Origin of the sequence: Citrobacter sp. On2M (assembly GCF_018035235.1) — a bacterium.
Lineage (GTDB): Bacteria > Pseudomonadota > Gammaproteobacteria > Enterobacterales > Enterobacteriaceae > Citrobacter > Citrobacter meridianamericanus.
On the sequence record NZ_WPCV01000005.1, the window covers coordinates 171562 to 197156 of the forward strand.

Here is a 25595-nt window from a genome sequence, read left to right on the forward strand (position 1 = left end):
AAATAACACTTTCAAACCTTTCAATGTGATTAAAATAAATTACCGTTTGGCAAGATAACTAAAAACCCCTACAGGAGAGAATAATGATCGACACCATCACACTCGGGGCTGAGTGGTTTATCGGCTTGTTCCAGAAAGGCGGAGAGGTCTTTACCGGCATGGTGACCGGTATTCTTCCTCTGCTGATCAGCTTGCTGGTCATCATGAATGCGCTGATTAACTTTATCGGTCAGCAGCGTATTGAACGTTTTGCCCAGCGCTGCGCTGGAAACCCGCTGTCCCGCTACCTGCTACTGCCGTGCATCGGCACATTTGTGTTTTGTAACCCTATGACGCTGAGCCTGGGTCGCTTTATGCCGGAAAAATACAAGCCCAGCTACTACGCCGCCGCCTCTTACAGTTGCCATTCAATGAACGGCTTGTTCCCGCACATCAACCCTGGCGAGCTGTTTGTCTATCTGGGGATCGCCAGCGGACTGACTACGCTGGGTCTGCCGCTCGGTCCGCTCGCGGTGAGCTATTTGCTGGTCGGTCTGGTGACCAACTTCTTCCGTGGCTGGGTGACCGATTTCACCACCACCATCTTTGAGAAAAAAATGGGCATTCAACTTGAGCAGAAAGTACATCTGGCGGGAGCAACATCATGACGCGTATTCGTATTGAAAAAGGCACCGGCGGCTGGGGCGGCCCGCTTGAACTGGATGCCGTTCCGGGCAAGAAAATTGTCTATATCACTGCAGGAACGCGCCCGGCGATTGTCGACAAGCTGGCGAATCTGACCGGTTGGCAGGCCGTTGATGGCTTCAAAGAAGGCGAACCGCCGGAGAATGAAATTGGCGTGGCGATCATCGACTGCGGCGGCACACTGCGCTGCGGGATCTATCCAAAACGTCGTATCCCGACGGTGAACATTCACGCCACGGGAAAATCCGGTCCGCTGGCCCAGTTCATTGTTGAAGATATCTATGTCTCTGGCGTAAAAGAAGAAAACATTACCGTTGTCGGTGAAGCGTCCGCTACACCAACGCCCGCAAACAGCAGCATGAGCCGCGATTACGACACCAGCAAGAAAATTACCGAGCAAAGCGACGGTCTGTTGGCAAAAGTCGGGATGGGCATGGGCTCAGCCGTTGCGGTTCTGTTCCAGGCCGGGCGCGACACTATTGATACCGTGCTGAAAACCATTCTGCCGTTTATGGCATTCGTCTCGGCGCTGATCGGCATCATTATGGCTTCTGGTCTGGGAGACTGGATCGCCCATGGACTCGCACCGCTGGCCAGCCATCCGCTGGGGCTGGTGACGCTGGCGCTGATTTGTTCTTTCCCACTGCTGTCGCCTTTCCTCGGCCCCGGTGCGGTCATCGCCCAGGTTATCGGCGTTCTGATCGGCGTACAGATTGGTTTGGGGAATATTCCCCCGCATCTGGCGTTACCTGCTCTGTTCGCCATTAACGCCCAGGCTGCATGCGACTTTATCCCTGTCGGGCTGTCGCTGGCCGAAGCACGTCAGGACACGGTCCGCGTCGGCGTGCCATCCGTTCTGGTGAGTCGTTTTCTGACCGGCGCGCCAACCGTTCTCATCGCCTGGTTTGTTTCCGGCTTTATTTACCAATAAGAGGCACTCAAAAATGACCGTGATTTATCAGACCACCATCACCCGCATCGGCCAGAGCGCCCCGGATGCACTCAGCGACCAGATGTTGATTACCTTTCGTGAAGGTGCGCCCGCGGATATCGAGGAGTTTTGCTTCATTCATTGCCACGGCGAGCTGAACGGTTCGTTACAAGCGGGGATCCAGTTTGAACTAGGCCAGCATCAGTACCCGGTCACCGCCGTTGGCAGCGTGGCAGAACAAAACTTACGTGAACTGGGACATATCACCCTGCGTTTTGACGGACTGAGTGAAGCGGAATTCCCCGGCACCGTACACGTTTCAGGCCCCGTGCCAGACGGTATCGCGCCGGGCTGTATTTTGAAGTTTGTTGCTTAAGATTGAAGGAGATAAAGATGAATCAGGTTGCCGTTGTCATTGGTGGAGGCCAGACCCTTGGCGCATTCCTTTGCCGTGGGCTTGCGACAGAAGGATACCGCGTCGCGGTGGTGGATATTCAAAGCGATAAAGCCGCCAACGTGGCGCAGGAAATTAACGCCGAGTTTGGCGAAGGCACCGCCTACGGTTTTGGCGCAGATGCCACCAGCGAACAGAGTGTGATGGCGCTATCGCGCGGAGTGGATGAAATATTCGGCCGCGTCGATCTGCTGGTTTACAGCGCGGGTATCGCTAAAGCCGCGTTTATCAGCGACTTTCAGCTCGGTGATTTCGACCGTTCGCTGCAGGTGAATCTGGTCGGCTACTTCCTCTGCGCACGTGAGTTCTCACGCCTGATGATCCGCGATGGTATTCAGGGACGCATTATCCAGATCAACTCCAAATCCGGGAAAGTGGGCAGTAAACACAATTCAGGCTATAGCGCGGCAAAATTTGGCGGCGTGGGCTTAACCCAGTCACTGGCGCTGGATCTGGCGGAATACGGGATCACCGTGCATTCACTGATGCTTGGCAATCTGCTGAAATCACCGATGTTCCAGTCGTTATTGCCGCAATATGCAACCAAACTTGGACTTAAGCCAGACGAAGTTGAGCAGTACTACATTGATAAGGTTCCGCTCAAACGCGGCTGCGATTATCAGGACGTGCTGAACATGCTGCTGTTTTACGCCAGCCCGAAAGCCTCTTACTGCACAGGGCAGTCCATCAACGTGACCGGCGGTCAGGTGATGTTTTAATATTGAATTGCCGGATAGCGGCTACGCTTATCCGGCAAAATTAAAGGAGTACATAATGGTTTCCGCACTGATTACCGTCGCCGCCATTGCGTGGTGTCTGCAGCTGGCATTAGGGGGCTGGCAAATATCCCGCTTTAATCGGGCGTTTGATAGGCTTTGCCAACAGGGTCGGGTTGGCGTGGGGCGCTCCGGCGGACGTTTTAAACCCCGAGTGGTGGTCGCCATTGCGCTAGATGAGCAGCAGCGAGTAACTGATACGTTATTTATGAAAGGTCTTACGGTATTCGCCAGACCCGGCAAAATTGCCACAATAATGGGCAAACATCTTGATGATTTACAGCCTGATGTGATCTTTCCCCATGATCCGCTATCGCAGAATGCACTATCATTGGCGCTTAAACTGAAACATGGATAATTTCGTTGTGAATGCTAATAGCTTGCGAAATTATCATTTTGCAACCTATAGTCAGGGTAATCACGCCTATGAAACCTCGTCAGCGTCAGGCTGCCATACTGGAGCATCTGCAAAAGCAGGGAAAATGCTCGGTTGAAGAACTGGCCCACTACTTTGACACGACCGGCACGACCATTCGTAAAGACCTTGTTATTCTGGAGAATGCCGGTACCGTCATTCGTACCTATGGCGGCGTAGTATTAAATAAAGACGAATCCGACCCGCCAATCGATCACAAAACGCTAATCAACACGCATAAAAAAGAGCAGATTGCCGAAGCCGCCGTCCGTTTTATTCACGATGGCGACTCCATTATTCTGGATGCGGGCAGCACCGTACTGCAGATGGTGCCAATGCTCACGCGCTTTAGCAACATCACAGTCATGACCAACAGCCTGCACATTGTTAACGCCCTTTCGGAGCTGGACAACGAGCAAACCATCCTGATGCCCGGCGGGACCTTTCGCAAAAAATCTGCGTCATTTCACGGTCAGCTGGCTGAAAACGCCTTTGAGCAGTTCAGCTTTGATAAACTCTTCATGGGCACCGACGGCATTGACCTCAATGCTGGCGTGACCACCTTTAATGAAGTGTTTAGCGTCAGCAAAGCGATGTGCAATGCCGCTCGCGAAGTAATTCTGATGGCTGACTCATCAAAATTTGGGCGCAAAAGCCCCAATGTTGTATGCAGTCTGGAAAGCGTCGACAAGCTGATTACCGATGCGGGTATCGACCCTGCGTTTCGTCAGGCGCTGGAAGCAAAAGGGATTGAAGTAATCATAACCGGAGAAACCAATGAGTGATGCACTACTGAACGCGGGCCGCCAGACGTTAATGCTGGAGCTACAGGAAGCCAGCCGACTGCCAGAACGACTGGGTGATGATTTTGTCCGCGCTGCCAATACGATCATCCACTGCGAAGGCAAAGTGATTGTCTCCGGGATTGGCAAATCCGGCCATATTGGCAAAAAAATCGCGGCAACCCTCGCCAGTACCGGCACCCCCGCCTTTTTTGTACATCCGGCGGAAGCATTGCACGGCGACTTAGGCATGATTGAAAGCCGCGATGTCATGCTGTTTATCTCCTACTCCGGCGGCGCGAAAGAGTTGGATCTCATCATTCCACGCCTGGAAGACAAATCCGTCGCTCTGCTGGCCATGACCGGAAAACCGACCTCACCGCTGGGTCTGGCGGCCAAAGCGGTGCTGGATATTTCCGTTGAGCGTGAAGCCTGTCCGATGCGCCTGGCACCGACCTCCAGTACCGTTAACACGCTGATGATGGGCGACGCGCTGGCCATCGCCGTAATGCAGGCGCGCGGCTTCAACGAAGAAGATTTTGCGCGCTCGCATCCGGCGGGTGCGCTGGGCGCTCGTCTGTTAAATAAAGTGCATCATCTGATGCGTCGTGACGATGCCATACCGCAGGTGACGCTCACCACCAGCGTCATGGACGCGATGCTGGAACTTAGCCGTACGGGTCTTGGCCTGGTGGCAGTCTGTGATGATGACTCGTTGGTGAAAGGCGTCTTTACCGACGGCGACCTGCGCCGCTGGCTGGTTGGCGGTGGAGCGCTCACCACTCAGGTTAGCGAGGCGATGACCCACAACGGCGTTACGTTGCAGGCACAGAGCCGCGCCATTGACGCCAAAGAGATCCTGATGAAACGCAAAATCACTGCAGCACCGGTGGTCGATGAAAACGGTAAACTTACCGGTGCTATCAACCTGCAGGATTTCTATCAGGCCGGTATTATCTAATCCTTCAGCCCCAGACGTTTCGCCAGCCGGTGCAGGTTGGCGACGTCTGTTTCCAGCGCCCGCGCACTTGCTGCCCAACTGTGATTATTTTGCGCCAGCGCCCGGCGGATCATCTCTCGCTGGAATGACTCCGTTGCTTCACGCAGATTATGCTGTTGCGGGATCTCTGCAACACCTTCCGCCGCTGGTGTTACAGGCGCTTCATCCTGCAAGGCAAAATGCTGCGTCTCTAGCACCACTTCATCCCCTGCTCTGGTGGCCCTTGCCAGAACAACCGCACGGTGAATGGCATGTTCCAGCTCGCGTACGTTACCAGGCCAGGCGTAGCTCAACAGATGACTACGCGCACCGGGGCTTAACACCACACGGGAAAGTCCCAGTCGCAGTCGACATTGCTCGCAAAAATAGCCTGCCAGCAGCACCACATCTTCGCCACGCTCACGAAGAGGCGGTACGGAAAGGGGAAAGACGCTCAGCCGGTGGAATAAATCCGCACGGAAATTCCCGGCCAGCACCTCTTCGCGTAAATCACGGTTCGTTGCCGCGAGTACGCGCACGTCGACACGCAGGCTGCGATCGTCACCCACGCGTTGAATATCACCGTATTGCAGCACGCGTAGCAGCTTAGCCTGTAGCGCCAGCGAGAGTTCGCCAATTTCATCGAGAAACAGCGTCCCGTTATCGGCCATTTCAAACTTACCGCTCCGATTACTGATAGCCCCGGTAAAGGCCCCTTTTACGTGACCAAACAGCTCGCTTTCCGCTACGCTTTCTGGCAAGGCCGCACAGTTCAGATACACCAGCGGGTTCACCGCGCGGGGTGAACCTTCATGAATCGCTTTCGCTACCAGCTCCTTCCCGGTCCCCGTTTCGCCGCTAATCAGTACGTTGAGATCGGACCCCGCCACAATCTCAATCTCTTTTTTCAGCTGCATCATATTGGGCGACAGGCCAATCATCTGGGTTTCCGTCACCTGCTCGAAAGCCGTCGACGAACCCGGCAGCATATTCTGGCTTTCCAGCTGTTCAATCAGTAGCGCATTGCTCAACGCGCCAGCCGCCAGCGCGGCAATCAGCCTGAGTTCTTCATCACTGAACACATCAAACTGATCCGGTTCCATGCCATCCAGCGTTAACGCGCCAATCAAATTTTGACCGGCGAACAGTGGTAAGCCAATACAGGCATGCACTTTCAGACTCTCCTGGCCTGGGATCAGCCCGTCGTAAGGATCGGGCAAATCACTGTCGGCAGGAAAACGTACCACGTCTCCGGCACGGGCAATCGCTTCCAGACGCGGATGCCCTTCCAGCGTAAAGCGCCTGCCGAGAACATCCTGGGCCAGCCCATCGATTGCCAGTGGAATAAACTGTCGCGACTCGTAGCGCAGCAATGCCGACGCGTCGCACTCCAGTACCTGACGCAAGGTGGTTATCAGGCGTTGAAAGCGATCCTGATGTCCAATACCGCTTTGTAATTCAATGGCGATGCCCGCCAGCACATCTACGGAAAAGCTCATGGCTACCTCATTGTCATTTTGACAATTCATATTGTCATATTGACAATAAGAAACATAGTCATTTTGACTACCACCTTATGAGCAATAAAAAATAAAATCTTTAAAATCAGAGAAATAAAAAGTTGGCATGCAACCTGCTATTAGCAAAACATCTTTTTTGAAAAACGCTGAATTAATTGAGGTTGTTATGTCTATTCTGGTTAAAAATAACATTCATTGGGTTGGCCAACGTGACTGGGAAGTGCGTGATTTCCACGGAACTGAATACAAAACGCTGCGCGGTAGCAGCTATAACAGCTATCTCATCCGTGAAGAAAAAAATGTCCTGATCGATACCGTAGACCACAAATTCAGCCGTGAATTCGTGCAGAACCTGCGCAGTGAAATCGACCTTGCCGATATCGACTACATCATTATTAACCACGCGGAAGAAGACCATGCCGGTGCGCTGACCGAGCTGATGTCCTGCATCCCGGACACGCCAATCTACTGCACCGCTAATGCCATTGACTCTATTAACGGACACCACCATCACCCGGAGTGGAACTTCAATGTGGTCAAAACCGGCGACAGCCTTGACATCGGCAACGGCAAACAGCTGATCTTCGTTGAAACACCCATGCTGCACTGGCCGGACAGTATGATGACCTACATGACCGGCGATGCGGTGCTGTTCAGTAACGATGCCTTCGGCCAGCACTACTGCGACGAACGCCTGTTCAACGACGAAGTTGACCAGGCCGAACTGTTCGAACAGTGCCAGCGCTACTATGCCAATATCCTGACGCCGTTCAGCCGTCTGGTGACGCCGAAAATTACTGAGATCCTCAGCTTCAACCTGCCGGTCGATATGATTGCCACTTCCCACGGCGTGGTATGGCGCGACAACCCGACACAAATCGTTGAGCTGTACCTGAAATGGGCAGCGGATTATCAGGAAGACCGCATCACCATTTTCTACGACACCATGTCCAATAACACCCGCATGATGGCGGACGCGATTGCCCAGGGCATCAACGAAGTCGACCCGAACGTGGCGGTAAAAATCTTTAACGTCGCCCGTAGCGACAAAAACGAAGTCCTGACTAACGTCTTCCGCTCTAAAGGCGTGCTGGTCGGGACTTCCACAATGAACAACGTGATGATGCCGAAAATCGCCGGTCTGGTGGAAGAGATGACCGGCCTGCGTTTTCGTAACAAGCGTGCCAGCGCCTTTGGTTCACACGGCTGGAGCGGCGGTGCGGTAGACCGTTTGTCCACGCGTTTGCAGGATGCCGGTTTCGAGATGTCGCTGAGCCTGAAGGCGAAATGGCGTCCGGACCTCGGTGCACTGGAACTGTGCCGCCAGCATGGCCGCGAAATTGCACGTCAGTGGGCGCTTGCTCCACTGCCGGAGACCCCCGTTAAAGCCTTGTCCAAAGAAGAAGAGTGCGCCTGTGCCGCTGCGGCTGCCGCTGACCTTGGCCCAAGCATGCAGTGCAGCGTGTGCCAGTGGATTTACGACCCAGCAAAAGGTGAACCGCTGCAGGACGTTGCACCGGGTACACCGTGGAGCGACGTACCGGACAACTTCCTGTGCCCGGAATGTTCATTAGGTAAAGACGTCTTCGACGTACTGGCAACGGAGGCAAAATGAGCCACGAAATTGTCATCATTGGTTCGGGCTTCGCCGCCCGCCAGTTAGTCAAAAATATCCGTAAGCAGGATGTGACTGTCCCGCTGACCCTGATTGCCGCGGACAGCATGGATGAGTACAACAAGCCCGATCTCAGCCACGTTATCAGTCAGTCACAGCGTGCAGACGACCTCACCCGCCAGTCGGCGGGGGAGTTTGCCGAGCAGTTTAATTTGCGCCTGTTCCCACATACCTGGGTAACCGACATCGACGCCGATGCCCACATAGTGAAAAGTCAGGACAAGCAGTGGCAGTACGACAAACTGGTGCTGGCGACGGGGGCTTCAGCCGTTGTACCTCCGGTTAGCGGGCGTGAGTTAATGCTTACATTGAACAGCCAACAAGAGTATCGCGCCTGTGAAACGCTGCTGCGTGACGCCCGGCGGGTGCTGATTGTTGGCGGCGGACTGATTGGTAGCGAACTGGCGATGGATTTCTGTCGGGCCGGTAAAGCGGTAACGCTTATCGACAACGCCGCCAGCATTCTGGCCTCGCTGATGCCGCCGGAAGTCAGCAGTCGCTTACAGCATCGTCTGACCGATATGGGTGTCCATCTGCTGCTGAAATCCCAGCTTCAGGGGCTGGAAAAAACGGCCTCGGGTATTCGCGCCACGCTCGATCGTAGCCGCAACGTAGAAGTCGATGCGGTGATTGCCGCCACCGGCCTGCGCCCTGAAACCGCGCTGGCGCGTCGCGCCGGATTGAACATCAATCGTGGCGTCTGCGTCGACAGCTATCTGCAAACCAGCCACCCGGACATTTATGCCCTCGGCGACTGTGCGGAAATTAATGGTCAGGTTCTGCCGTTCCTGCAGCCGATTCAACTGAGCGCCATGTATCTGGCGAAGAACCTGCTCGGCGGCAATGCCCAATTGAAGCTGCCAGCGATGTTAGTAAAAGTCAAAACCCCGGAGTTGCCATTGCATCTGGCCGGGGAAACCCAGAGCCGCGATCTAAACTGGCATATTGCCGCCGAAGCGCAGGGTATGGTGGCCAGAGGGATGAACGCTGAAGGCCAGCTGTGTGCGTTTGTCGTCAGTGAAGACCGAATGAAAGAGGCCTTTGCGCTGCTGAAAACGCTGCCCGTGTAAGTCCAGAGTACCGTTGCTTGATTTATTAACCTCACGCGCACGGATGTGCGTTGCCACTTGTCGGTATGCCCCGACATGTTTTTCTTGCCCCGCCAGTCCCGGGGCTTTTTTTTATTTTTGCGTCAACACCCGCGCCGCGGCAATCACGCCCTGCCCCAATGACAACCCGCCGTCGCCCGCCGGTAAACGCTGCGGGAACAGTAAGGTAAAATCACGCAGATAAAACGCCAGACGGGCCGACAATAAGCGGTTATGCATCACGCCACCGCTGAATACTAACGTTTTAATTCCGCGCGCTTCGGCCTGCTCACGCATCAGCGTGGCAAAACCACGCGCCAGCGCGTCGTGAAACGTCCACGCTCTTTCTGCAGGGTCGGTCTGCCAGGTGAGCCATTGCTGCCAAAAAATCGCTAAGTCCAGTTGATTGCCATTAAGCGGCACCGTAACAGGGTGATCAACACCTGCACACCGCGATGCCAGCGCCTCCAGCGCACAGGCCGCCTCACCTTCATAACTCAACGATTCCGGCGCACAATGCAACGCGGCGGCAACCGCATCAAACAAGCGCCCGCACGACGATGCCAGCGGGGCATTGATTCCCCGCTCAATGGCGCGCGCCAGTACGTTCCAGTTTTGATGCTGTAGCCCCGATGTTTCCGGGTAACGCTGCCAGTCAGGAACAAAACGCAGGCATTGCGCGAGCAGATTGCGCCATGGCTGTTTTGCCGCTAAATCGCCGCCCGCCAGCGCTACCGCCGGTAAGCCGCCAAGGTGCTCGCATTCACGATAGTTGATCCGCAAACACTCACCGCCCCACAGCGCACCATTTTCCCCCATGCCGATGCCGTCCAGCGTCAGAGCAATCACGTCACCTCCGTCGAGCGGCCAGCCGTGCTCGGCCAGACATGCTGCAGCATGCGCATGGTGATGCAGTACTGTTTCGGTTGGCAGATTCATTTCACTGGCCCACTGGCTGGAAACATAGCCAGGGTGTGCATCATGCACGATACGCTGTGGCGTAAAATCATAAATGTTCTGGATCAGACGCAGCGCATCACGCCACTGTTGCTGAATGCCGTCATCGCTGAGATCGCCTAAATGCTGGCTGATAACCGCCTGTTCGCCGCGCACCAGGCAGAAAGTATTTTTCAGATCCGCACCTAAGCACAGCATCGGCGGCACGTCGCGAAATCCCGGCGGCAGCGCGACCGCATCCGGCACGTAACCCCGGGAACGACGCAGCATTTCCCCGCTGTCGCGCACCACGGAGTCATCCATCCGCTGCACAATTTCGCGGTTATGCAGCAAAAAACCATCGGCAATCTCACTTAAATCTTCCAGCGCCTGCGCATTGGTAATAGCAGGCGGCCTGCCGCTAAGATTGCCGGAGGTCATCACCAGCGGGCAATTCATCTCTTGCAAGAGCAAATGCTGTAACGGATTCGCGGGCAGCATGACGCCCACTTCCGTTAACCCTGGCGCAATGCCCTCGCTCAATGCAGCGACATAGCGTTTTTGCACCAGCACGATCGGCGCAGCGGGGGTTGTGAGCAAACGACGCGCGGGTTCAGGTAGTCCGTCATCAGTTGGTAGCATTACCGCCAACGGTTTCGCCGGGCGGTGTTTGCGCAGCCTGAGCAGCGCGACGACGTCATCATTGCGCGCATCGCACACCAGATGAAACCCACCAATGCCTTTAACGGCCACAATTCCGCCCGCTTTGAGTCGCGATACCGCCGCCTGCAACGCTGCTTCTTTTTCCGCCCGCAGATCTGCGCTTATCCACTCAAGATGCGGGCCACACGCTGGGCAAGCGACAGGCTGCGCATGAAAACGACGATCATATGGATCGCGGTATTCCGCTTCGCATTGTGAACACAGTGGGAATGAGGTCATGACGGTAAAGGGACGGTCATACGGCATTGCACGAATAATGGTGAAGCGCGGACCGCAGTGGGTACAGTTGATAAAAGGATAACGATAACGGCGTTCGCCGGGGGTGCTCATTTCAATCAGACATTCGGGACAGGTCGCGGCGTCCGGAACGATCTGCGTATTCATCGAACCGCCAGCGCTTTGCCGAATAGTGAAATCGGCAGGCTGTTGCGTCCAGGCGAACGATTCGCGCTCAACGCTATCAATGCGCGCCAGTGGCGGGCAGTGTTGGTGCAACTGCGCAATAAATTCCGCCGGATCTTCCTGCAAGCGCACAACCACACCGTCACCGTCGTTACACACGTCGCCATGCAGCTGTAACCGCTGCGCCAGTTGCCAGACGTAGGGGCGAAATCCAACGCCCTGTACCTTGCCGCGAATACGCAACTGTACGCCGGTGTGGGTGTTTATTGTCATGATGAATTCCCGCGGTAATGTATCCCTGAAATGTCCGTTTGCCGGATGGCAGCTTCGCCTTATCCGGCCTACGTTACTCCTTTGTAGACCTGACAAGCACAGCGCCATCAGGCACGTATTTTACGCGGATTTTCAGATATCAGAACAGCAAAGATGCGGTGGAATCCAGCGCCGCGCGACGGCGTTTTTCAGCGCTCAGTTGTTCAAGCTTATTGCGATCCACATAAATCAGCGCGTGAGTCGGGCAGACTTCCATACAGGCAGGACCGGCCTCGCGATGGTGGCACAGGTCGCACTTATTGGCTTCGGCTTTTTCTGCACGGACGTTCAGGCCAGCCCCACTGTTACGTACAACCGGGCGCACAACCACTTCCATTGCGCCATAAGGACAAGCCACAACGCAGGTTTTACAGCCAATACAGCGTTCCTGCATTACGTGGACAAAGCCTTTATCACGGCTGATTGCACCGTTCGGACAGACGTTAGCGCACGGCGCATCTTCACACTGGCGGCACAATGTCGCCGTGGAGACATTAACGCCTTTGATGACGTGAATGCGGGGTAAAAAGGTTTCAGGGGTCAGCGATGCGCAGTCCTGGTTATCCTGATGGGATACCACGCAGGCCACTTCACAGGTACGGCAACCAATGCATTTATTGGCGTCTGCAATGATGAAACGGTTCATCAATTTCTCCAGCAATGACAGAATATCTGCCGAAGCATTCACAAATCGTGCCAGATTTTAATCTACTGTTCTTAAAGGTTTTTTATTTTGATGTCTACAAGGAAAGCGTGTCATCGTCACTAGTGACGATGACAAATGACAGCCGTCAGGACGAAACGGGCGGCGCAACAGAGTCGCGGTGAATGAGTTCACCGGTGAAGGTTTTTGGCGGGGTAAATACCCCGTCCCCCAGCATAAAGATCAGCCGTCCAATCGTTTCCTGGATCATTTCCGTCACGGGGATTTTGACACTGGAAAGCGCAGGAATCGTATATGGCGCGAGGGCGATATCATCGAAGCCAATCACCGAGACCTGTAAAGGCACGCACACACCACGGGCGTGAAACTGCTTCATCGCGCCGATCGCCATATCGTCATTGCTGGCCACCAGCGCGGTAAAATTGACCTTACGCGAAAGCAAAGTATCCACACCCGCAGCACCGCAGGCTGGCGTCCACTTTCCTTTAACAATCAATTCATTATTAAGCGCAATTCCATGATGTGCCAGCGCGTCTTTATAGCCTGAAAGTCGCTCCACGCCGGTAGGTGAATCCATCGAACCGGTAATAAATCCAATCTCTTTGTGTCCGGCGGCAATGAGCTGAGTGACGGCGTTAAAGCTGGTCTGCTTTTGATCGCACCACACGCAGTGGCTGGTGTTTTTCCGCAGACGTCGATTAAGCACCATAATCGGCTGACTATGGGCGTCGATGATATCGTCTATCTCATCCACGCTGAGAAAACGCGGATAAATCATAATCGCGTCGCAGCGTAAGTCGAGCAAGTACTGGATCGCCTGGCGCTCTTCCTCAGCGCTGTGCTTACCATCAGCCAGCAACAGCTGACGTCCCTTATCCTCCGCCATACGTGCGGTATGAAACAGCAGCTCGCTGAAATAGACACCGTGATAAAGGGTGTTCGTCACCACTAGTCCCAGCGTCTGCGTGGTTTTCGCCGCCAGACTGCGCGCCAGCAAGTTAGGGCGATAACCACTCTCTTCAATGGCCTGAAACACGCGGTCTTTGGACTCCTGGCTGACGTAGCCGTTCCCAGAAAGCACCCGGGAAACCGTCGCTTTCGACACGCCGGCACGCTTCGCCACCTCCAGCATAGTGGTCATATTACTCATCCCTTTTCTCTTAATGTGACGCAGTGTACTGCACCGTTTCGCCGCTGTCCTCGCTGCTAAATCGCAGACGCTGACATCTAGTGATATGGGTCACAATTACAAAAAATGATCAAAATTAAATCTTGCTCATTATTCATAATTTAAACATGATTTTGTGGAACCGGTTTCCTACCTGCGTTTCATAACTCAGAAAAGCGACCCAACGTAAACGGATAAAACATAACGTACCCTACTGATAAAACAGGATTAAATCCGATGTCCAAGAATTATGCAGCGCTGGCGCGCTCCGTTGTGACGGCTCTGGGAGGCGTTGACAACATCACAGCAGTGACCCACTGTATGACCCGTTTGCGTTTCGTTATCAAAGATGACTCGCAGGTCGACAGCGCGACGCTGAAGACGCTCTCTGGCGTACTTGGCGTGGTGCGTAGCGATAACCAGTGCCAGGTGATCATCGGCAACACCGTTTCGCAGGCGTATCGCGAAGTGGTCAGCCTGTTGCCTGCCAATATGCAGCCTGCTGAGCCGCAAACCAAACCCCGACTGACACTGAAGCGGATTGGCGCGGGGATCCTCGACGCGCTGATCGGCACCATGTCGCCGTTGATCCCGGCTATTATCGGCGGATCAATGCTCAAGCTGCTGGCAATGATCCTCGAAATGACCGGCGTGCTGGAGAAAGGATCGTCCACGCTCACCATTCTGACCGTTATCGGTGACGGCGCATTTTTCTTCCTGCCGCTGATGGTCGCCGCGTCGGCCGCTATCAAATTCAAAACCAACATGTCGCTGGCAATCGCCATCGCAGGCGTACTGGTGCACCCCAGCTTCATCGATCTGATGGCGAAGGCTGCGCAGGGTGAGCACGTTGAGTTTGCCCTGATCCCGGTGACGGCGGTGAAATACACCTACACGGTGATCCCGGCGCTGGTGATGACCTGGTGCCTGTCATACATCGAACGTTGGGTGGATAGCATCACTCCGGCGGTAACCAAAAACTTCCTTAAACCAATGCTAATCGTGCTGATCGCCGCGCCGCTCGCCATCGTCATCATTGGCCCGATCGGTATCTGGATCGGTAGCGCAATTTCCGCGCTGGTTTATACCATTCACGGCTATCTCGGCTGGCTGTCGGTGGCCATTATGGGCGCATTGTGGCCGCTGCTGGTGATGACCGGCATGCATCGCGTCTTCACCCCAACCATTATTCAGACCATTGCTGAAACCGGGAAAGAAGGCATGGTGATGCCGTCAGAAATCGGCGCCAACTTGTCGTTAGGCGGTTCATCGCTGGCAGTGGCATGGAAAACCAAAAACCCGGAACTGCGTCAGACGGCGTTAGCGGCAGCCGCCTCCGCCATCATGGCGGGCATTTCCGAACCTGCGCTGTATGGCGTGGCAATCCGCCTGAAACGACCGCTGATTGCAAGCCTTATCAGCGGTTTTATCTGCGGTGCCGTTGCCGGGATGGCCGGGCTGGCGAGTCATTCCATGGCGGCTCCTGGCTTGTTCACCAGCGTACAGTTTTTCGATCCGGCCAATCCGATGACCATCGTTTGGGTGTTTGGCGTGATGGCGCTGGCGGTAGTGCTTTCCTTTGTATTAACGCTGATTCTGGGCTTTGAAGATATCCCTGTCGAAGATGCAGCCGCGCAGGCCAGAAAAAACCAGGCCGCACAACCGGGCAATATCAATGGAGCCAGCATTTGACTGGTATGAACTGAGGTTAATTATGTCTGTTTTTCCGCAAGGATTTTTATGGGGCGGCGCACTGGCCGCCAACCAGTCTGAAGGGGCATACCGGGAAGGCGGCAAAGGACTGACTACCGTCGATATGATCCCCCACGGCACACATCGGATGCCCGTCAAGCTGGGTCAGGAAAAGCGCTTTGCGCTGCGGGATAACGAATTTTATCCCAGCCATCAGGCGATCGATTTTTATCATCGCTACAAAGAGGATATCGCGCTGATGGCGGAAATGGGGTTTACGGTTTTTCGTACTTCCATTGCCTGGAGCCGTCTCTACCCCAACGGTGACGAGCTGACGCCGAATGCAGAGGGTATCGCGTTTTACCGGGCGGTATTTGCCGAGTGTAAAAAATACAGTATTGAACCGCTGGTCACGCTGTGTCACTTCGATGTGCCGATGCATCTGGTCACCGAGTACGGCTCCTGGCGTAACCGCAAAATGGTTGAGTTCTTTACCCGCTACGCCCGTACCTGCTTCGAGGCTTTTGATGGGCTGGTGAAATACTGGCTGACGTTCAACGAAATCAACATTATGCTGCACAGCCCCTTTTCAGGCGCCGGGCTGGTATTTGAAGAAGGTGAAAATCAGGATCAGGTGAAATATCAGTCCGCTCACCACGAACTTATTGCCAGCGCCCTGGCGACGAAAATAGCCCATGAAATTAATCCGCAAAACCAGGTCGGTTGTATGCTGGCTGGCGGTAATTTTTATCCTTATTCCTGTAAACCAGAAGATGTGTGGACCGCGCTGGAAAAAGACCGCGAAAACCTGTTCTTTATTGATGTGCAGGCGCGCGGGGCTTATCCCGCTTACTCTGCCCGCGTGTTTCGTGAAAAGGGCGTGGTGATAGAAAAAGCCCCGGAAGATGACGATATCCTGAAAAACACCGTCGATTTTGTCTCGTTTAGCTACTACGCATCACGCTGTGCCTCGGCGGAAATGAACACCGGCAATACCAGCGCCGCCAACGTGGTGAAGTCGCTGCGTAATCCGTACATTGCCGCCAGCGAATGGGGCTGGGGCATCGATCCGCTTGGTCTGCGCATTACCATGAATATGATGTATGACCGCTACCAGAAACCGTTGTTTCTGGTGGAAAATGGGCTGGGGGCGAAAGATGAAATTGATGCTAACGGCGAGATCAATGACGACTACCGCATCAGCTATTTACGCGAACACATTCGCGCGATGGCAGACGCTATTGAAGATGGTGTGCCGCTGATGGGTTACACCACATGGGGCTGTATTGATTTGGTTTCTGCCTCAACCGGTGAGATGAGTAAACGCTACGGTTTTGTGTATGTGGACCGCGATGATACGGGCAACGGCACGCTGGCGCGCACCCGCAAGAAATCATTCTGGTGGTACAAAAAAGTGATCGCCAGCAACGGCGTCGATCTGGCGTGAAGGGCCTGCCGGAGGGGTCCACAGCCCTCCGGCAGACGTGCGTATTTTCATTTCATTTATTGCATTCAAAATGTGGAACCGTCCTTCCCGTTTCAGGTTTGCCCCCACGCTTTTTTACTGGCATTTTATTCAGTAGTTTTTAATCCTGGTCGCTCACCATAAGGAAGCGCGCATGTCTGATAAAAATGGCACAGCAGCAGTGGCTATCACCAAACCCGTCCGTCGTTTAACTGTTGGATATGTCAGAAAACGCCATGAGGATCCCAAAACGGGTTACACGCGACGAATCAGTCGGCACGCTTCACTCACACTGAACGGCGACTGGCTGGAACAAGCAGGGTTTCCTACCGGAACAGCAGTGAGTGTGTCAGTGACCCAGGGGAAATTAATTATTGAGCAGGCCATTGAGTAACGAGGATAGGCGGGGAAACAGGCCGGATGTCACTCCCATCCGGCACTGATACGGTTTACTCTTCCGGCGCTTCAAGCTCGGAGAATCCACCGTGCCCTTCCCAGCCAGCTAACCGCTGATAGACGGTATCGACCGCATCCTTGATTGGTTGTGTCATTGGGTAATAAAAACCAACAATATCCGGCTGAATACCAAGGAAAATCACCTCGCCAACATCGTCTTTCAGCTGATCAACCAGGTAGTTCAGCGGCATGTTGTGAGTGGTCATCATGAACATCTCGGCAATGTCATCGGGATCGATAATGCGGATTTGACCTGGGTTCAGCCCCATATCGGTAGCATCAACAATCAACAAACGTTGCGGACGCAGTTCACGGATGGCGACAATGTCGTTCTCCGGCGCGCTACCGCCGTCGATGACAACCCAGTTGCCTTGAGGATTTGCGACACACATTTCAGCCAGCAGGGGACCCGCGCCGTCGTCGCCCATCATGCTGTTACCCACACATAATAAAACGTCAGTCACGATGTCTCCTCACCATCAGATAGATGGCGCTTTCCTGGTGGATGTCGTGCAACATGCTGAGCATCAGTTTGCTCCACTCCTGCTGCTGAGGGGTTTGCACGGCACGCGCATCATCGAACGCACGCGCCAGCATTTGTACATGGTTGAAATCGATGACGATCTCGCCGTACTTCGGCACGCCCTCCATTTTCCGGCGGGCTTCACTGCCTTCGGCAAGCGTGGCAATCCACGCCAGATAGTCATCCCACGGACAGGTTAACGCCGCTTCCAGGCAATCGATGATCCCAAGGTGGTGACCAATCGCCAGGCTGTAATAGACAACCTGCTGCGCCTCGGCGGGCGTTGCATCGTTCTCATCAATAAACTTACGGCTCAGTTGGCTGAACACCACCGTTTCACTCATCGGATACGTGCCTCTTCAACAACATGGTTAAGATGCGTAACGATCTCGGTCAGACGCGGATCGTTTTCCGCTTCCAGCCAGCGCGCCACCTGGTGCTCGCCCTGGCCTAACTGCGTCATATAATCATCAGCAATCTGGCGACCATAGCGATAGCCCGCCAGACGGCGCGCTTCGCGATCGATCTTCACGCGCAGCGGTTGAACCATATCCGAATGCAGAATTTCGGCGGGCTGCCCATCCAGTTCACCCGGCGCACGCGCGTGAATTTTCTGTTCCAGCAGACCAAGCGCCATGGCAAAACCGTACAGCGTGGCCGCAGGCGTTGGCGGGCAGCCAGGGATATACACATCCACCGGTACGATTTTGTCCGTGCCGCCCCATACGCAGTATAAGTCGTGGAAGATACCACCGCTGTTGCCGCAGGCACCGTAAGAGATACAAATTTTCGGGTCTGGCGCAGACTGCCAGGCGCGCAGCGCCGGAGAGCGCATGGCACGTGTTACCGCGCCGGTAAACAGCAGGATATCCGCATGGCGCGGGGACGGTACCACTTTGATGCCAAAGCGTTCGGCGTCAAACAACGGAGAGAGCGTGGCGAAGATTTCGATTTCGCAACCGTTGCAGCCGCCGCAGTCCACACGGTAAACGTACGCTGAACGCTTGATGCTTTTTAGCAGCGACGCTTTCATGCTGGCAATGGATTCATCCACCGTCATCGGTACCGGAATACCGTTGGCATCACGTGGGCCTAATAAATTGCTCATCAGCTGGCCTCTTTCATATGGCGAGTCAGTTCAATACGGTCAGACGGCACCAGGCATTTCTGGCGCTTACAATCCGGGCAGGTCTCAAAGCTTTCGCGGTGGTTTTCCGCACGGGAATCACCGTTGTGCTTCAGCAACGCAATGGCGTAATCAATCTCTTTTTGTACCGCAAACGGGCGGTTACATACGCGGCAATTACACAGCGCAAAGCGAGACTGCTGCAGGAAATCCTCTTTCTTCCACACCGCCAGCTCATACTCCTGCGACAGCTTGATTGCCGCCGTCGGGCAAACTTCTTCGCAGCGGGCGCAGAAGATGCAGCGACCAAGGTTGAACTGCCACGCCAGTTCATTGGTGACCAGATCGGTTTCAACCGTCAGCGCGTTCGACGGGCACGCATTCACACAGGCCGCGCAGCCAATACACTGCTGCGGATTGTGTTCCGGTTTGCCACGGAAGTTTTTATCGACCGCAATCGGCTCCAGCGGATACGACGACGTCGGCGCCCCGGTTTTGATGACTTTTTTGATAAAGGTAAACATGGCGATTCCTTATTTCAGCGGCGAGTTTTTACGCTCGATGCTGTAGCGCTCAAGTTCTTTGTACGGCACGACTTTGCTCTTCTTCTTACGCACATCAACCACGGTCATACGGTCAGTACAGGAGTAGCAAGGATCGAGGCTACCGATAATCAGCGGTGCATCGGAAACGGTATTGCCACGCAGCATGTAGCGCAGCGTCGGCCAGTTGGCGTAGGTCGCCGCACGGCAACGCCAGCGATACAGTTTCTGGTTATCGCCGGTCATACTCCAGTGGATATCATCTCCGCGCGGCGCTTCAGCAAAGCCCAGTGCAAAACGGTGAGGAATATAAGTAAAGCCTTCTACCATCAGCGGACCACCCGGCAGGTTATCCAGACCGAAGTCGATCATATTCAGTGCGGTATAGACTTCATTAATACGAACTTTCAGACGAGAAATAACGTCGCAGCCCTGCTCGCTATGAACTTCCATCGGCAGCAGACCATAGCCAACAAACGGGTGATCGGCGCGGGTATCGCGCGCGTGGCCGCTGGCGCGAACCATCGGGCCGACGTTACTGAAGTCGCGGGCAATTTCCGGATCCAGACGACCAATACCGACCGTACGCTGTTCCATGTTTGGCGTGCTGAGCAGCATATCGACCAGTTCCTGCACGTCACGACGCATCTGCTGCGCCAGTTGACGGGTCTGGATCATATCTTCTTTCAGCAGATCACGACGGATACCGCCGATCAGGTTCAGACCGTAAGTTTTACGTGCCCCGGTGAGGATCTCCGCCATCTTCATCGACGTTTCACGCACGCGGAAGAACTGCATAAAGCCGGAGTCAAAACCGGTGAAGTGACAGGCCAGACCGAGGTTCAGCAGATGTGAGTGCAGACGCTCAACTTCCAGCAGAATGGCGCGGATCATCTGCGCACGCTCCGGCACCACGATGCCCATCGCATTCTCAACGGAGGTGGTATAGGCGGTGCTATGCGCAAAGCCGCAGATACCACACACGCGATCTGACAGGAACGTCACTTCGTTGTAACCCATACGGGTTTCCGCCAGTTTCTCCATGCCGCGATGGACATAGAACAGACGGTAGTCGGCGTCGATGATGTTCTCGCCGTCAACGAACAGACGGAAGTGACCTGGTTCATCAGAGGTGACGTGCAGCGGGCCGATCGGCACCACGTTATTTTTCTTGTCGCCCAGTTCGTTGATGAACTCGTAGGTTTCAGCATCGGTAGTCGGCGCCGGGCGCTGACGATAATCCATGCTGTCTTTACGCAGCGGATAGAGTTCGTCCGGCCAGTCATCAGGAAGTACCAGACGGCGCTCATCCGGCAAACCAACCGGGATCAAACCGTACATATCGCGCACTTCGCGCTCACCCCAGACCGCAGCCGGAACACGCGGCGTGACGGACGGGAACTCCAGCTTATTGGCATCGACTTCAACGCGGACGGTTATCCAGCACTTGGTGCCCTGCTCCATCGACATCACGTAGTAAACGGCGTAATGGCCGCACAGCTGACGTTCGTCGTTACCAAACAGCACGGACAACCAGCCGCCCTGTTTGTAGTACAGGAACTCCACCACTTCCGGCAGGTAGTTCACCTTGACGGTGATCGTCAGCTGATCTTTGGTCTGCCAGGCTTCATCCAGCACCACGCCCGGAAAGGCCTGATGCAGCGCAGCGAGATAGTGTTGACCTAATTTTTCTTCAGACATGCTCAAACTCTCTTAAATCACGCCACCAGCAAGGAGACGAACGCTAAAAACGCAAACCCAAAACCGGCCCAGGTCACGCGTGAAGTGGCGCAAAAACGCAGACGCGCCATGCTGTTTTCGAACAGGGCGATAACCAGCACGCCGAGAACCAGTTTGACGACGGCAATCACCAACGCCAACAGCAGCCCACCGGCTGTGAAGGTTTCCATCTGTCCCCACGGCAAGAACACACCAACGAACATTTGCAGAACAACCAATTGCTTAAGGCTAATGCCCCATTTCAGCACCGCAAAACCGCTGCCGCTGTATTCGGTCAATGGGCCTTCCTGCAGTTCCTGCTCGGCTTCCGCCAGATCGAACGGTAGTTTGCCCATTTCGATAAAAGTGGCAAAAGCGCAGGCGCACAGCGCCAGAATCAGCGGGATGCTATACGTGGCAGGCCAGTGATAAATGGTATCGGCGATGTTGCTGATGTGGGTCGAACCGGCAACCTGCGCTGCAACCCACAGGCCCAGCAGCAGGATGGGTTCAACCAATACGCCGAGCATCGCTTCGCGGCTGGCACCAATGGCGGTAAACGGGCTACCGGTATCCAGTCCCGCGATAGAGAAGAAGAAGCGGGCGATAGCGAACAGATAAATTAAGGTGATCAGATCGCCCAGTTGCGGCAGCGGTGAGCCAACGGTCACTACCGGCAACGCAGTGGCGATAGTCAGCATCACGCCCACCATCACAAACGGCGTCAGGCGGAAAACCCAGCTGGAATCCGCAGGCGCAATGCTCTGACGCCCCAGCAGTTTGATAATGTCGCGGTATTCCTGCAAAACGCCCGGACCGCGGCGATTGTGCAAACGCGCACGCGCCACGCGGGTAACACCGGAAAGCAGCGGCGCAACGGCAAACAGCACCAGCGCCTGAATTAACGGATATAAAACACTCATTCTCAGGCTCCTCGTGAAACCACAATCACCACCAGTACCGCCAGCTCAATCAGCGCCAGGCGACGGAACAGCACCGGCGCAGCCGCATTCTGCCAGCCCGGAACCAGTGATACCGGATTCAGCCATTTACGCAGTTTGAGTACCGGAGCAAAGGCTTCTTTCACTGGCATAGCAAAACCATGCGCAGTAATGACCATTGACTGCTCGTGATCGTAGCCACACACCCATGCCGCACCGCGTGAACGCGACGGCAGGCGGTTACCTTTGAAAATCGCCATGATGATGAACGGCAGTAGCGGACACGCGATCAGCAGCAGCGTGATCATCGGCTGAGAAACGGTGGTGTTCGCGGTTTCCAGCGGTAGCGGAACAGCAGAGGAGATCATCGGCAGCAGCCACGGCGCAGCCACACCGCCAATCACACAGCAGATAGCCAGCGCAACGACACTCACACCCATCAGGATTGGTGCGCAGCAGGCATTCTCAGCTTCCTTCGTACGCGGTGCGCCAAGGAACGTTACGCCATAGACTTTTGCCATACACATCACCGCCAGCGCGCCGGTAATTGCCAGCCCAACCGCCAGCAACGGCCCTAACAGACGACCGACAAACGCCCCGCTGTTACCCAGCTTGAAGAAGGATTGATAGATAACCCACTCACCGGCAAAACCGTTCAGCGGCGGCAGCGCGGCCATCGCCATCAGGCCAACCAACATCGCCAGAGAGATAACCGGCATACGTTTACCGATCCCGCCCAGTTTTTCGATATCGCGATGACCGGTACGGAACCAGATGCTGCCCGCGCCCAGGAACAGAACGCTTTTGAACAGGCTGTGGTTGACCAAATGATACAGACCACCGGTTAAACCCAGCGCAATCAAAGCAGGTTGATTCAGGGAAATGCCGGTCACGCCAGCACCCAGACCCAGCAGAATAATGCCGATATTTTCCAGCGTGTGGTACGCCAGCAGACGCTGGATGTTGTGCTCCATCAGCGCATAAAGACCGCCGACAAATGCGGTGATCATACCCAACACCAGCAGCGTAATTCCCCACCACAGCGGCGCGTTACCGCCCAGCAGCGACAGCGACAGAATACCCAGCAGCCCCACCTTCATGACCACGGTAGAGAACAGCGCCGCAGCCGGCGCGCTGGCGTTGGCGTGTGCCTGCGGCACCCATCCGTGCAGCGGAATAATCCCGGCCAGCAGGCCAAAACCTGCCACACCCAGCAGCCAGATGTCAGACCCGAGCGGCAGCTCCTGAGTGCGCAGGTCTAGCAGACGCAGCTCCAGCGTGCCGTAACGTTGCCACACAAGGTAGCAGGCAATTGCCAGCAGCAGCGTACCGATACGCCCCAGCGCAAACCACAGTTTCCCCTCTTTGCTGCAGCCGGTGAGGAACACGGCACAAAGCGCCATGATTTCCGCCATCACCACCAGCGTCCCGAGGTTGCTGGCCACCACCGCACATACCGCTGCTGCCATCAGCAAATTTATCAGCAGGCCGTTAGCTTTGACCTGTGGATGACGATGCCAGTCGATGTTGTACAGGCTGACAAACAGGCCACACAAGCCCAGCGTAATCAGCCAGATGGCATTTAGCGGGGTAATTTGCAGACTGTGACCAATAAACGGCATCACGCCGCTCACCGCCAGCGCATTAGTCAGAACGGTTAAACCCGCAGCCGCCGTACACAAGCTGCCGACCGCGCCGCCAACCCCGGCAATCCAACCGCTCAACGGTTTATGAAATGAAAACAGAAATGCCAGAACCGCCGCAGCCGCAAACCAAGCCACGCCGCTGTTAATTAGTGAAATTGCGCTCATTTTGCATCCCCACTCTGAGCCTGCTGAAACAAGGTGAGATCGCCGAAATCGGTATTGAAAGTCAGCTCACGCTTACGTTTGCTGGCGCGGGCGATATCCATGTTGCTCACCAGGTGCAGGGCTTTGGTTGGGCACATGCGCACACAGGCCGGACCCTGTTCGTCAAAACTGCACAGATCGCATTTCACCGCAATGGCGCGAACGCCCGGAACCCAGTCCAGCAGCGTGCTCACACGGGCAGGTGCAGGCGGAGCCGGAGGCGCTTTTGGCGTATTGGCGTTTGCCGGGATGTGTAGCGGACGGCTACCGGAAAACTCAATCGCGCCGAACGGACAGGCAATCCCGCACAATTTGCAACTGACGCACAGGCTTTCATTCAGCTGTACGGCACCGTTAACACGATTAATCGCATTAACCGGACAAACGGTGGCGCAAGGCGCATCTTCACACTGGTGGCAAAGCTGCGGCGCGGATTCTTTTTCATTTAACATCACTTTCAGGCGCGGCATAGACTGCAGGCCATGCTGGCGATGTGTCTCTGAGCAGGCAGCTTCACAGGTGTGGCAGCCGATACAAAGAGTGGAGTCAGCAATTACAAAACGATTCACCAGGCATTCCTCAGGTGATAGTCATTTTTGACGAAAACATGTCTGCGAAATGTCATTTCGACATTTTTCGACATGCCCATTCCCTAAACTGTCGTGACGCAGAATGAAAGCGCATCATGACAAAACTGGGCAGTACCCGAGGCTTAAGCCGGGCTATGTCCCTCAACCAGTTGACTTAAATTCACCGGCATATTGTTCTCAACCGCGGTATACAGGCTGTCGTAGACGGTGGCGATTTTTTCGAGATAGTGCTCCAGCACCTGTTCACGATCGCGGGCGTTGATACGCTCATCGACTTTACCGTCGATGGTCAACTGTGCCTGTGCAATCAGTTGTTTATCATCACCATCTTTTGTTTCGACGTAGTACTCGATGGTGTGGCTGTTAAAGCCATCCGCCAGCGTGACGTAGATAGTGAAGTGTTCAAAAAGGACAAAGCAGAGATCTTTGTCCGGCGCACAGCTCATTGCATGATGCAAACGCGCTTTCGACAGGGTGATCCCCTGAACCAGCGAGTTACAGTAAATACGCCACTGGTCCTGTAGGCGACGATGCCGTTCAGCGATGTAATCGGCTTTTTCGCTTATTTCCCAAATAGTCATGTCAGGTTACCCGTTTAGCAGAGATGAACAGCTTTAAGCACATTTCATGCCAAAATTAAAAACCTTAATTTTCATACAGATAAAAAATCAAAAACGAGTGACGACATGTCATTTCGTCATCGTCGTCATTGTCACGTTGGAAAAAATCCAAGCTGGCATGTTTATTGCTTTTAGTACGGCAACTTCACAGGAGGCGGTATGCACGAAATAACCCTCTGCCAACGGGCACTGGAATTGATTGAACAACAGGCCACCCAGCACGGCGCAAAACGAGTAACTGGGGTCTGGCTCAAAATTGGCGCATTTTCTTGCGTAGAAACCAGCGCTCTCGCCTTTTGTTTTGATCTGGTATGCCGTGGCACCCTTGCAGAAGGTTGTAAACTCCACCTCGAAGAACAAGAAGCCGAATGTTGGTGCGAATCTTGTCAGCAATACGTCACCTTACTGACGCAACGCGTGCGTCGGTGCCCGCAATGCAACAGCGATACGCTGAGAATTGTGGCCGATGACGGTCTACAGATTCGGCGAATTGAAATTGGCGACGCTGAAGATTAATTAATGCCGGATATCGACTTAGTCATTTCCGGCATAAAAAGCTAGT

General features: G+C 54.7%; 26 protein-coding genes. 13 read left to right on the forward strand and 13 right to left on the reverse strand.

Annotation, left to right across the window (positions count from 1 at the left end):
• The first annotated feature begins 83 nt into the window (after positions 1-83).
• The 7 genes from srlA (at position 84) to gutQ (ending at position 5003) form a co-directional block, all read left to right on the forward strand.
• Complete coding sequence (gene srlA, locus On2M_RS18795) at positions 84-647, forward strand: PTS glucitol/sorbitol transporter subunit IIC (RefSeq protein WP_003037339.1); 564 nt, start codon at positions 84-86, stop codon at positions 645-647.
• A complete protein-coding gene (locus On2M_RS18800; protein ID WP_210905304.1) occupies positions 644-1615 on the forward strand; it encodes a PTS glucitol/sorbitol transporter subunit IIB in 972 nt (323 codons plus the stop codon). Before srlA ends, On2M_RS18800 begins: the two co-directional genes overlap by 4 nt.
• A 13-nt stretch (positions 1616-1628) precedes the next feature.
• A complete protein-coding gene (srlB, locus tag On2M_RS18805; protein WP_151224239.1) occupies positions 1629-1991 on the forward strand; it encodes a PTS glucitol/sorbitol transporter subunit IIA in 363 nt (120 codons plus the stop codon).
• 17 nt (positions 1992-2008) lie between these two features.
• The gene (gene srlD, locus On2M_RS18810) at positions 2009-2788 is read left to right on the forward strand and encodes a sorbitol-6-phosphate dehydrogenase (RefSeq protein ID WP_151218191.1); all 780 of its coding nucleotides are present in this window, start codon (positions 2009-2011) and stop codon (positions 2786-2788) included.
• 55 nt (positions 2789-2843) lie between these two features.
• Complete coding sequence (gene gutM / locus On2M_RS18815; protein WP_151218192.1) at positions 2844-3203, forward strand: transcriptional regulator GutM; 360 nt, start codon at positions 2844-2846, stop codon at positions 3201-3203.
• Between the two features lie 68 nt (positions 3204-3271).
• Positions 3272-4045 carry a DNA-binding transcriptional repressor gene (locus tag On2M_RS18820; protein ID WP_003037350.1) on the forward strand — a complete coding sequence of 258 codons (774 nt, stop codon included), beginning with the start codon at positions 3272-3274 and terminating at the stop codon, positions 4043-4045.
• Complete coding sequence (gutQ, locus tag On2M_RS18825) at positions 4038-5003, forward strand: arabinose-5-phosphate isomerase GutQ (RefSeq protein ID WP_187253100.1); 966 nt, start codon at positions 4038-4040, stop codon at positions 5001-5003. Before On2M_RS18820 ends, gutQ begins: the two co-directional genes overlap by 8 nt.
• On the opposite strand, the gene norR is transcribed toward gutQ, so the two are convergent.
• The gene (norR, locus tag On2M_RS18830; protein WP_151218194.1) at positions 5000-6520 is read right to left on the reverse strand and encodes a nitric oxide reductase transcriptional regulator NorR; all 1521 of its coding nucleotides are present in this window, start codon (positions 6518-6520) and stop codon (positions 5000-5002) included. The genes gutQ and norR overlap by 4 nt on opposite strands.
• A gap of 187 nt (positions 6521-6707) precedes the next feature.
• On the opposite strand from norR, the gene norV reads away from it, so the two are divergent.
• Together norV and norW are read left to right on the forward strand one after the other, a co-directional pair.
• Positions 6708-8156, forward strand: a complete 1449-nt coding sequence (norV, locus tag On2M_RS18835) for an anaerobic nitric oxide reductase flavorubredoxin (protein WP_151218195.1) — start codon at positions 6708-6710, stop codon at positions 8154-8156.
• Positions 8153-9286 (forward strand): NADH:flavorubredoxin reductase NorW, encoded by a 1134-nt coding sequence (norW, locus tag On2M_RS18840; protein WP_151218196.1) that lies wholly within the window; start codon positions 8153-8155, stop codon positions 9284-9286. Before norV ends, norW begins: the two co-directional genes overlap by 4 nt.
• 111 nt (positions 9287-9397) lie before the next feature.
• Here the strand turns inward: norW and hypF are convergent, their stop codons facing one another.
• The 3 genes from hypF to On2M_RS18855 form a co-directional block, all read right to left on the reverse strand.
• Positions 9398-11638, reverse strand: coding sequence for a carbamoyltransferase HypF (gene hypF / locus On2M_RS18845; protein WP_151218197.1), 2241 nt, complete (start codon positions 11636-11638; stop codon positions 9398-9400).
• Positions 11639-11777: 139 nt separating this feature from the next.
• Positions 11778-12323: an electron transport protein HydN gene (gene hydN, locus On2M_RS18850; protein ID WP_003037366.1), complete on the reverse strand. Its 546-nt coding sequence runs from the start codon at positions 12321-12323 to the stop codon at positions 11778-11780.
• Between the two features lie 145 nt (positions 12324-12468).
• Positions 12469-13482 carry a LacI family DNA-binding transcriptional regulator gene (locus tag On2M_RS18855; RefSeq protein WP_210905453.1) on the reverse strand — a complete coding sequence of 338 codons (1014 nt, stop codon included), beginning with the start codon at positions 13480-13482 and terminating at the stop codon, positions 12469-12471.
• Positions 13483-13746: 264 nt separating this feature from the next.
• Here On2M_RS18855 and ascF point away from each other — a divergent pair, with 264 nt between their 5' ends.
• The 3 genes from ascF (at position 13747) to On2M_RS18870 (ending at position 17060) form a co-directional block, all read left to right on the forward strand.
• Positions 13747-15201 carry a PTS cellobiose/arbutin/salicin transporter subunit IIBC gene (ascF, locus tag On2M_RS18860; RefSeq protein WP_151218199.1) on the forward strand — a complete coding sequence of 485 codons (1455 nt, stop codon included), beginning with the start codon at positions 13747-13749 and terminating at the stop codon, positions 15199-15201.
• Between the two features lie 22 nt (positions 15202-15223).
• Positions 15224-16648 carry a 6-phospho-beta-glucosidase gene (locus On2M_RS18865; protein WP_151224243.1) on the forward strand — a complete coding sequence of 475 codons (1425 nt, stop codon included), beginning with the start codon at positions 15224-15226 and terminating at the stop codon, positions 16646-16648.
• A gap of 172 nt (positions 16649-16820) precedes the next feature.
• The gene (locus On2M_RS18870; protein ID WP_151218200.1) at positions 16821-17060 is read left to right on the forward strand and encodes a SymE family type I addiction module toxin; all 240 of its coding nucleotides are present in this window, start codon (positions 16821-16823) and stop codon (positions 17058-17060) included.
• Positions 17061-17115: 55 nt separating this feature from the next.
• Here the strand turns inward: On2M_RS18870 and hycI are convergent, their stop codons facing one another.
• The 9 genes from hycI to hycA form a co-directional block, all read right to left on the reverse strand.
• Positions 17116-17586, reverse strand: coding sequence for a hydrogenase maturation peptidase HycI (gene hycI / locus On2M_RS18875; protein ID WP_151224245.1), 471 nt, complete (start codon positions 17584-17586; stop codon positions 17116-17118).
• Complete coding sequence (locus On2M_RS18880; protein WP_005130585.1) at positions 17579-17989, reverse strand: formate hydrogenlyase maturation HycH family protein; 411 nt, start codon at positions 17987-17989, stop codon at positions 17579-17581. Before On2M_RS18880 ends, hycI begins: the two co-directional genes overlap by 8 nt.
• Positions 17986-18753 carry a formate hydrogenlyase subunit HycG gene (gene hycG / locus On2M_RS18885; RefSeq protein WP_151224246.1) on the reverse strand — a complete coding sequence of 256 codons (768 nt, stop codon included), beginning with the start codon at positions 18751-18753 and terminating at the stop codon, positions 17986-17988. The genes On2M_RS18880 and hycG overlap by 4 nt, the downstream gene beginning before the upstream one ends.
• Positions 18753-19295: a formate hydrogenlyase subunit HycF gene (hycF, locus tag On2M_RS18890; RefSeq protein WP_003846595.1), complete on the reverse strand. Its 543-nt coding sequence runs from the start codon at positions 19293-19295 to the stop codon at positions 18753-18755. The genes hycG and hycF overlap by 1 nt, the downstream gene beginning before the upstream one ends.
• A gap of 9 nt (positions 19296-19304) precedes the next feature.
• On the reverse strand, positions 19305-21014 hold the full coding sequence (hycE, locus tag On2M_RS18895) for a formate hydrogenlyase subunit HycE (protein WP_005130590.1): 1710 nt from the start codon (positions 21012-21014) through the stop codon (positions 19305-19307).
• A 17-nt stretch (positions 21015-21031) separates the two neighbouring features.
• Positions 21032-21955 carry a respiratory chain complex I subunit 1 family protein gene (locus tag On2M_RS18900; RefSeq protein ID WP_210905305.1) on the reverse strand — a complete coding sequence of 308 codons (924 nt, stop codon included), beginning with the start codon at positions 21953-21955 and terminating at the stop codon, positions 21032-21034.
• Between the two features lie 2 nt (positions 21956-21957).
• Positions 21958-23784 carry a formate hydrogenlyase subunit 3 gene (hycC, locus tag On2M_RS18905; RefSeq protein WP_151218203.1) on the reverse strand — a complete coding sequence of 609 codons (1827 nt, stop codon included), beginning with the start codon at positions 23782-23784 and terminating at the stop codon, positions 21958-21960.
• Positions 23781-24392: a 4Fe-4S dicluster domain-containing protein gene (hycB, locus tag On2M_RS18910; RefSeq protein ID WP_210905306.1), complete on the reverse strand. Its 612-nt coding sequence runs from the start codon at positions 24390-24392 to the stop codon at positions 23781-23783. Before hycB ends, hycC begins: the two co-directional genes overlap by 4 nt.
• A 143-nt stretch (positions 24393-24535) precedes the next feature.
• Entirely contained in the window at positions 24536-24994 is a 459-nt protein-coding gene (hycA, locus tag On2M_RS18915; RefSeq protein ID WP_151218204.1) for a formate hydrogenlyase regulator HycA, read from the reverse strand.
• A 198-nt stretch (positions 24995-25192) separates the two neighbouring features.
• Between hycA and hypA the strand changes: the two genes are divergently transcribed.
• On the forward strand, positions 25193-25549 hold the full coding sequence (gene hypA, locus On2M_RS18920; RefSeq protein ID WP_042310587.1) for a hydrogenase maturation nickel metallochaperone HypA: 357 nt from the start codon (positions 25193-25195) through the stop codon (positions 25547-25549).
• The last annotated feature ends 46 nt before the right edge of the window (positions 25550-25595 follow it).

Excerpts from the sequence above, each read along its gene's own strand:
- srlA (WP_003037339.1), top strand. The coding sequence starts at position 84 with ATGATCGACACCATCACACTCGGGGCTGAGTGGTTTATCGGCTTGTTC.
- On2M_RS18800 (WP_210905304.1), top strand. The coding sequence starts at position 644 with ATGACGCGTATTCGTATTGAAAAAGGCACCGGCGGCTGGGGCGGCCCG.
- srlB (WP_151224239.1), top strand. The coding sequence starts at position 1,629 with ATGACCGTGATTTATCAGACCACCATCACCCGCATCGGCCAGAGCGCC.
- srlD (WP_151218191.1), top strand. The coding sequence starts at position 2,009 with ATGAATCAGGTTGCCGTTGTCATTGGTGGAGGCCAGACCCTTGGCGCA.
- gutM (WP_151218192.1), top strand. The coding sequence starts at position 2,844 with ATGGTTTCCGCACTGATTACCGTCGCCGCCATTGCGTGGTGTCTGCAG.
- On2M_RS18820 (WP_003037350.1), top strand. The coding sequence starts at position 3,272 with ATGAAACCTCGTCAGCGTCAGGCTGCCATACTGGAGCATCTGCAAAAG.
- gutQ (WP_187253100.1), top strand. The coding sequence starts at position 4,038 with ATGAGTGATGCACTACTGAACGCGGGCCGCCAGACGTTAATGCTGGAG.
- norR (WP_151218194.1), bottom strand. The coding sequence starts at position 6,520 with ATGAGCTTTTCCGTAGATGTGCTGGCGGGCATCGCCATTGAATTACAA.
- norV (WP_151218195.1), top strand. The coding sequence starts at position 6,708 with ATGTCTATTCTGGTTAAAAATAACATTCATTGGGTTGGCCAACGTGAC.
- norW (WP_151218196.1), top strand. The coding sequence starts at position 8,153 with ATGAGCCACGAAATTGTCATCATTGGTTCGGGCTTCGCCGCCCGCCAG.
- hypF (WP_151218197.1), bottom strand. The coding sequence starts at position 11,638 with ATGACAATAAACACCCACACCGGCGTACAGTTGCGTATTCGCGGCAAG.
- hydN (WP_003037366.1), bottom strand. The coding sequence starts at position 12,323 with ATGAACCGTTTCATCATTGCAGACGCCAATAAATGCATTGGTTGCCGT.
- On2M_RS18855 (WP_210905453.1), bottom strand. The coding sequence starts at position 13,482 with ATGACCACTATGCTGGAGGTGGCGAAGCGTGCCGGCGTGTCGAAAGCG.
- ascF (WP_151218199.1), top strand. The coding sequence starts at position 13,747 with ATGTCCAAGAATTATGCAGCGCTGGCGCGCTCCGTTGTGACGGCTCTG.
- On2M_RS18865 (WP_151224243.1), top strand. The coding sequence starts at position 15,224 with ATGTCTGTTTTTCCGCAAGGATTTTTATGGGGCGGCGCACTGGCCGCC.
- On2M_RS18870 (WP_151218200.1), top strand. The coding sequence starts at position 16,821 with ATGTCTGATAAAAATGGCACAGCAGCAGTGGCTATCACCAAACCCGTC.
- On2M_RS18880 (WP_005130585.1), bottom strand. The coding sequence starts at position 17,989 with ATGAGTGAAACGGTGGTGTTCAGCCAACTGAGCCGTAAGTTTATTGAT.
- hycG (WP_151224246.1), bottom strand. The coding sequence starts at position 18,753 with ATGAGCAATTTATTAGGCCCACGTGATGCCAACGGTATTCCGGTACCG.
- hycF (WP_003846595.1), bottom strand. The coding sequence starts at position 19,295 with ATGTTTACCTTTATCAAAAAAGTCATCAAAACCGGGGCGCCGACGTCG.
- hycE (WP_005130590.1), bottom strand. The coding sequence starts at position 21,014 with ATGTCTGAAGAAAAATTAGGTCAACACTATCTCGCTGCGCTGCATCAG.
- On2M_RS18900 (WP_210905305.1), bottom strand. The coding sequence starts at position 21,955 with ATGAGTGTTTTATATCCGTTAATTCAGGCGCTGGTGCTGTTTGCCGTT.
- hycC (WP_151218203.1), bottom strand. The coding sequence starts at position 23,784 with ATGAGCGCAATTTCACTAATTAACAGCGGCGTGGCTTGGTTTGCGGCT.
- hycA (WP_151218204.1), bottom strand. The coding sequence starts at position 24,994 with ATGACTATTTGGGAAATAAGCGAAAAAGCCGATTACATCGCTGAACGG.
- hypA (WP_042310587.1), top strand. The coding sequence starts at position 25,193 with ATGCACGAAATAACCCTCTGCCAACGGGCACTGGAATTGATTGAACAA.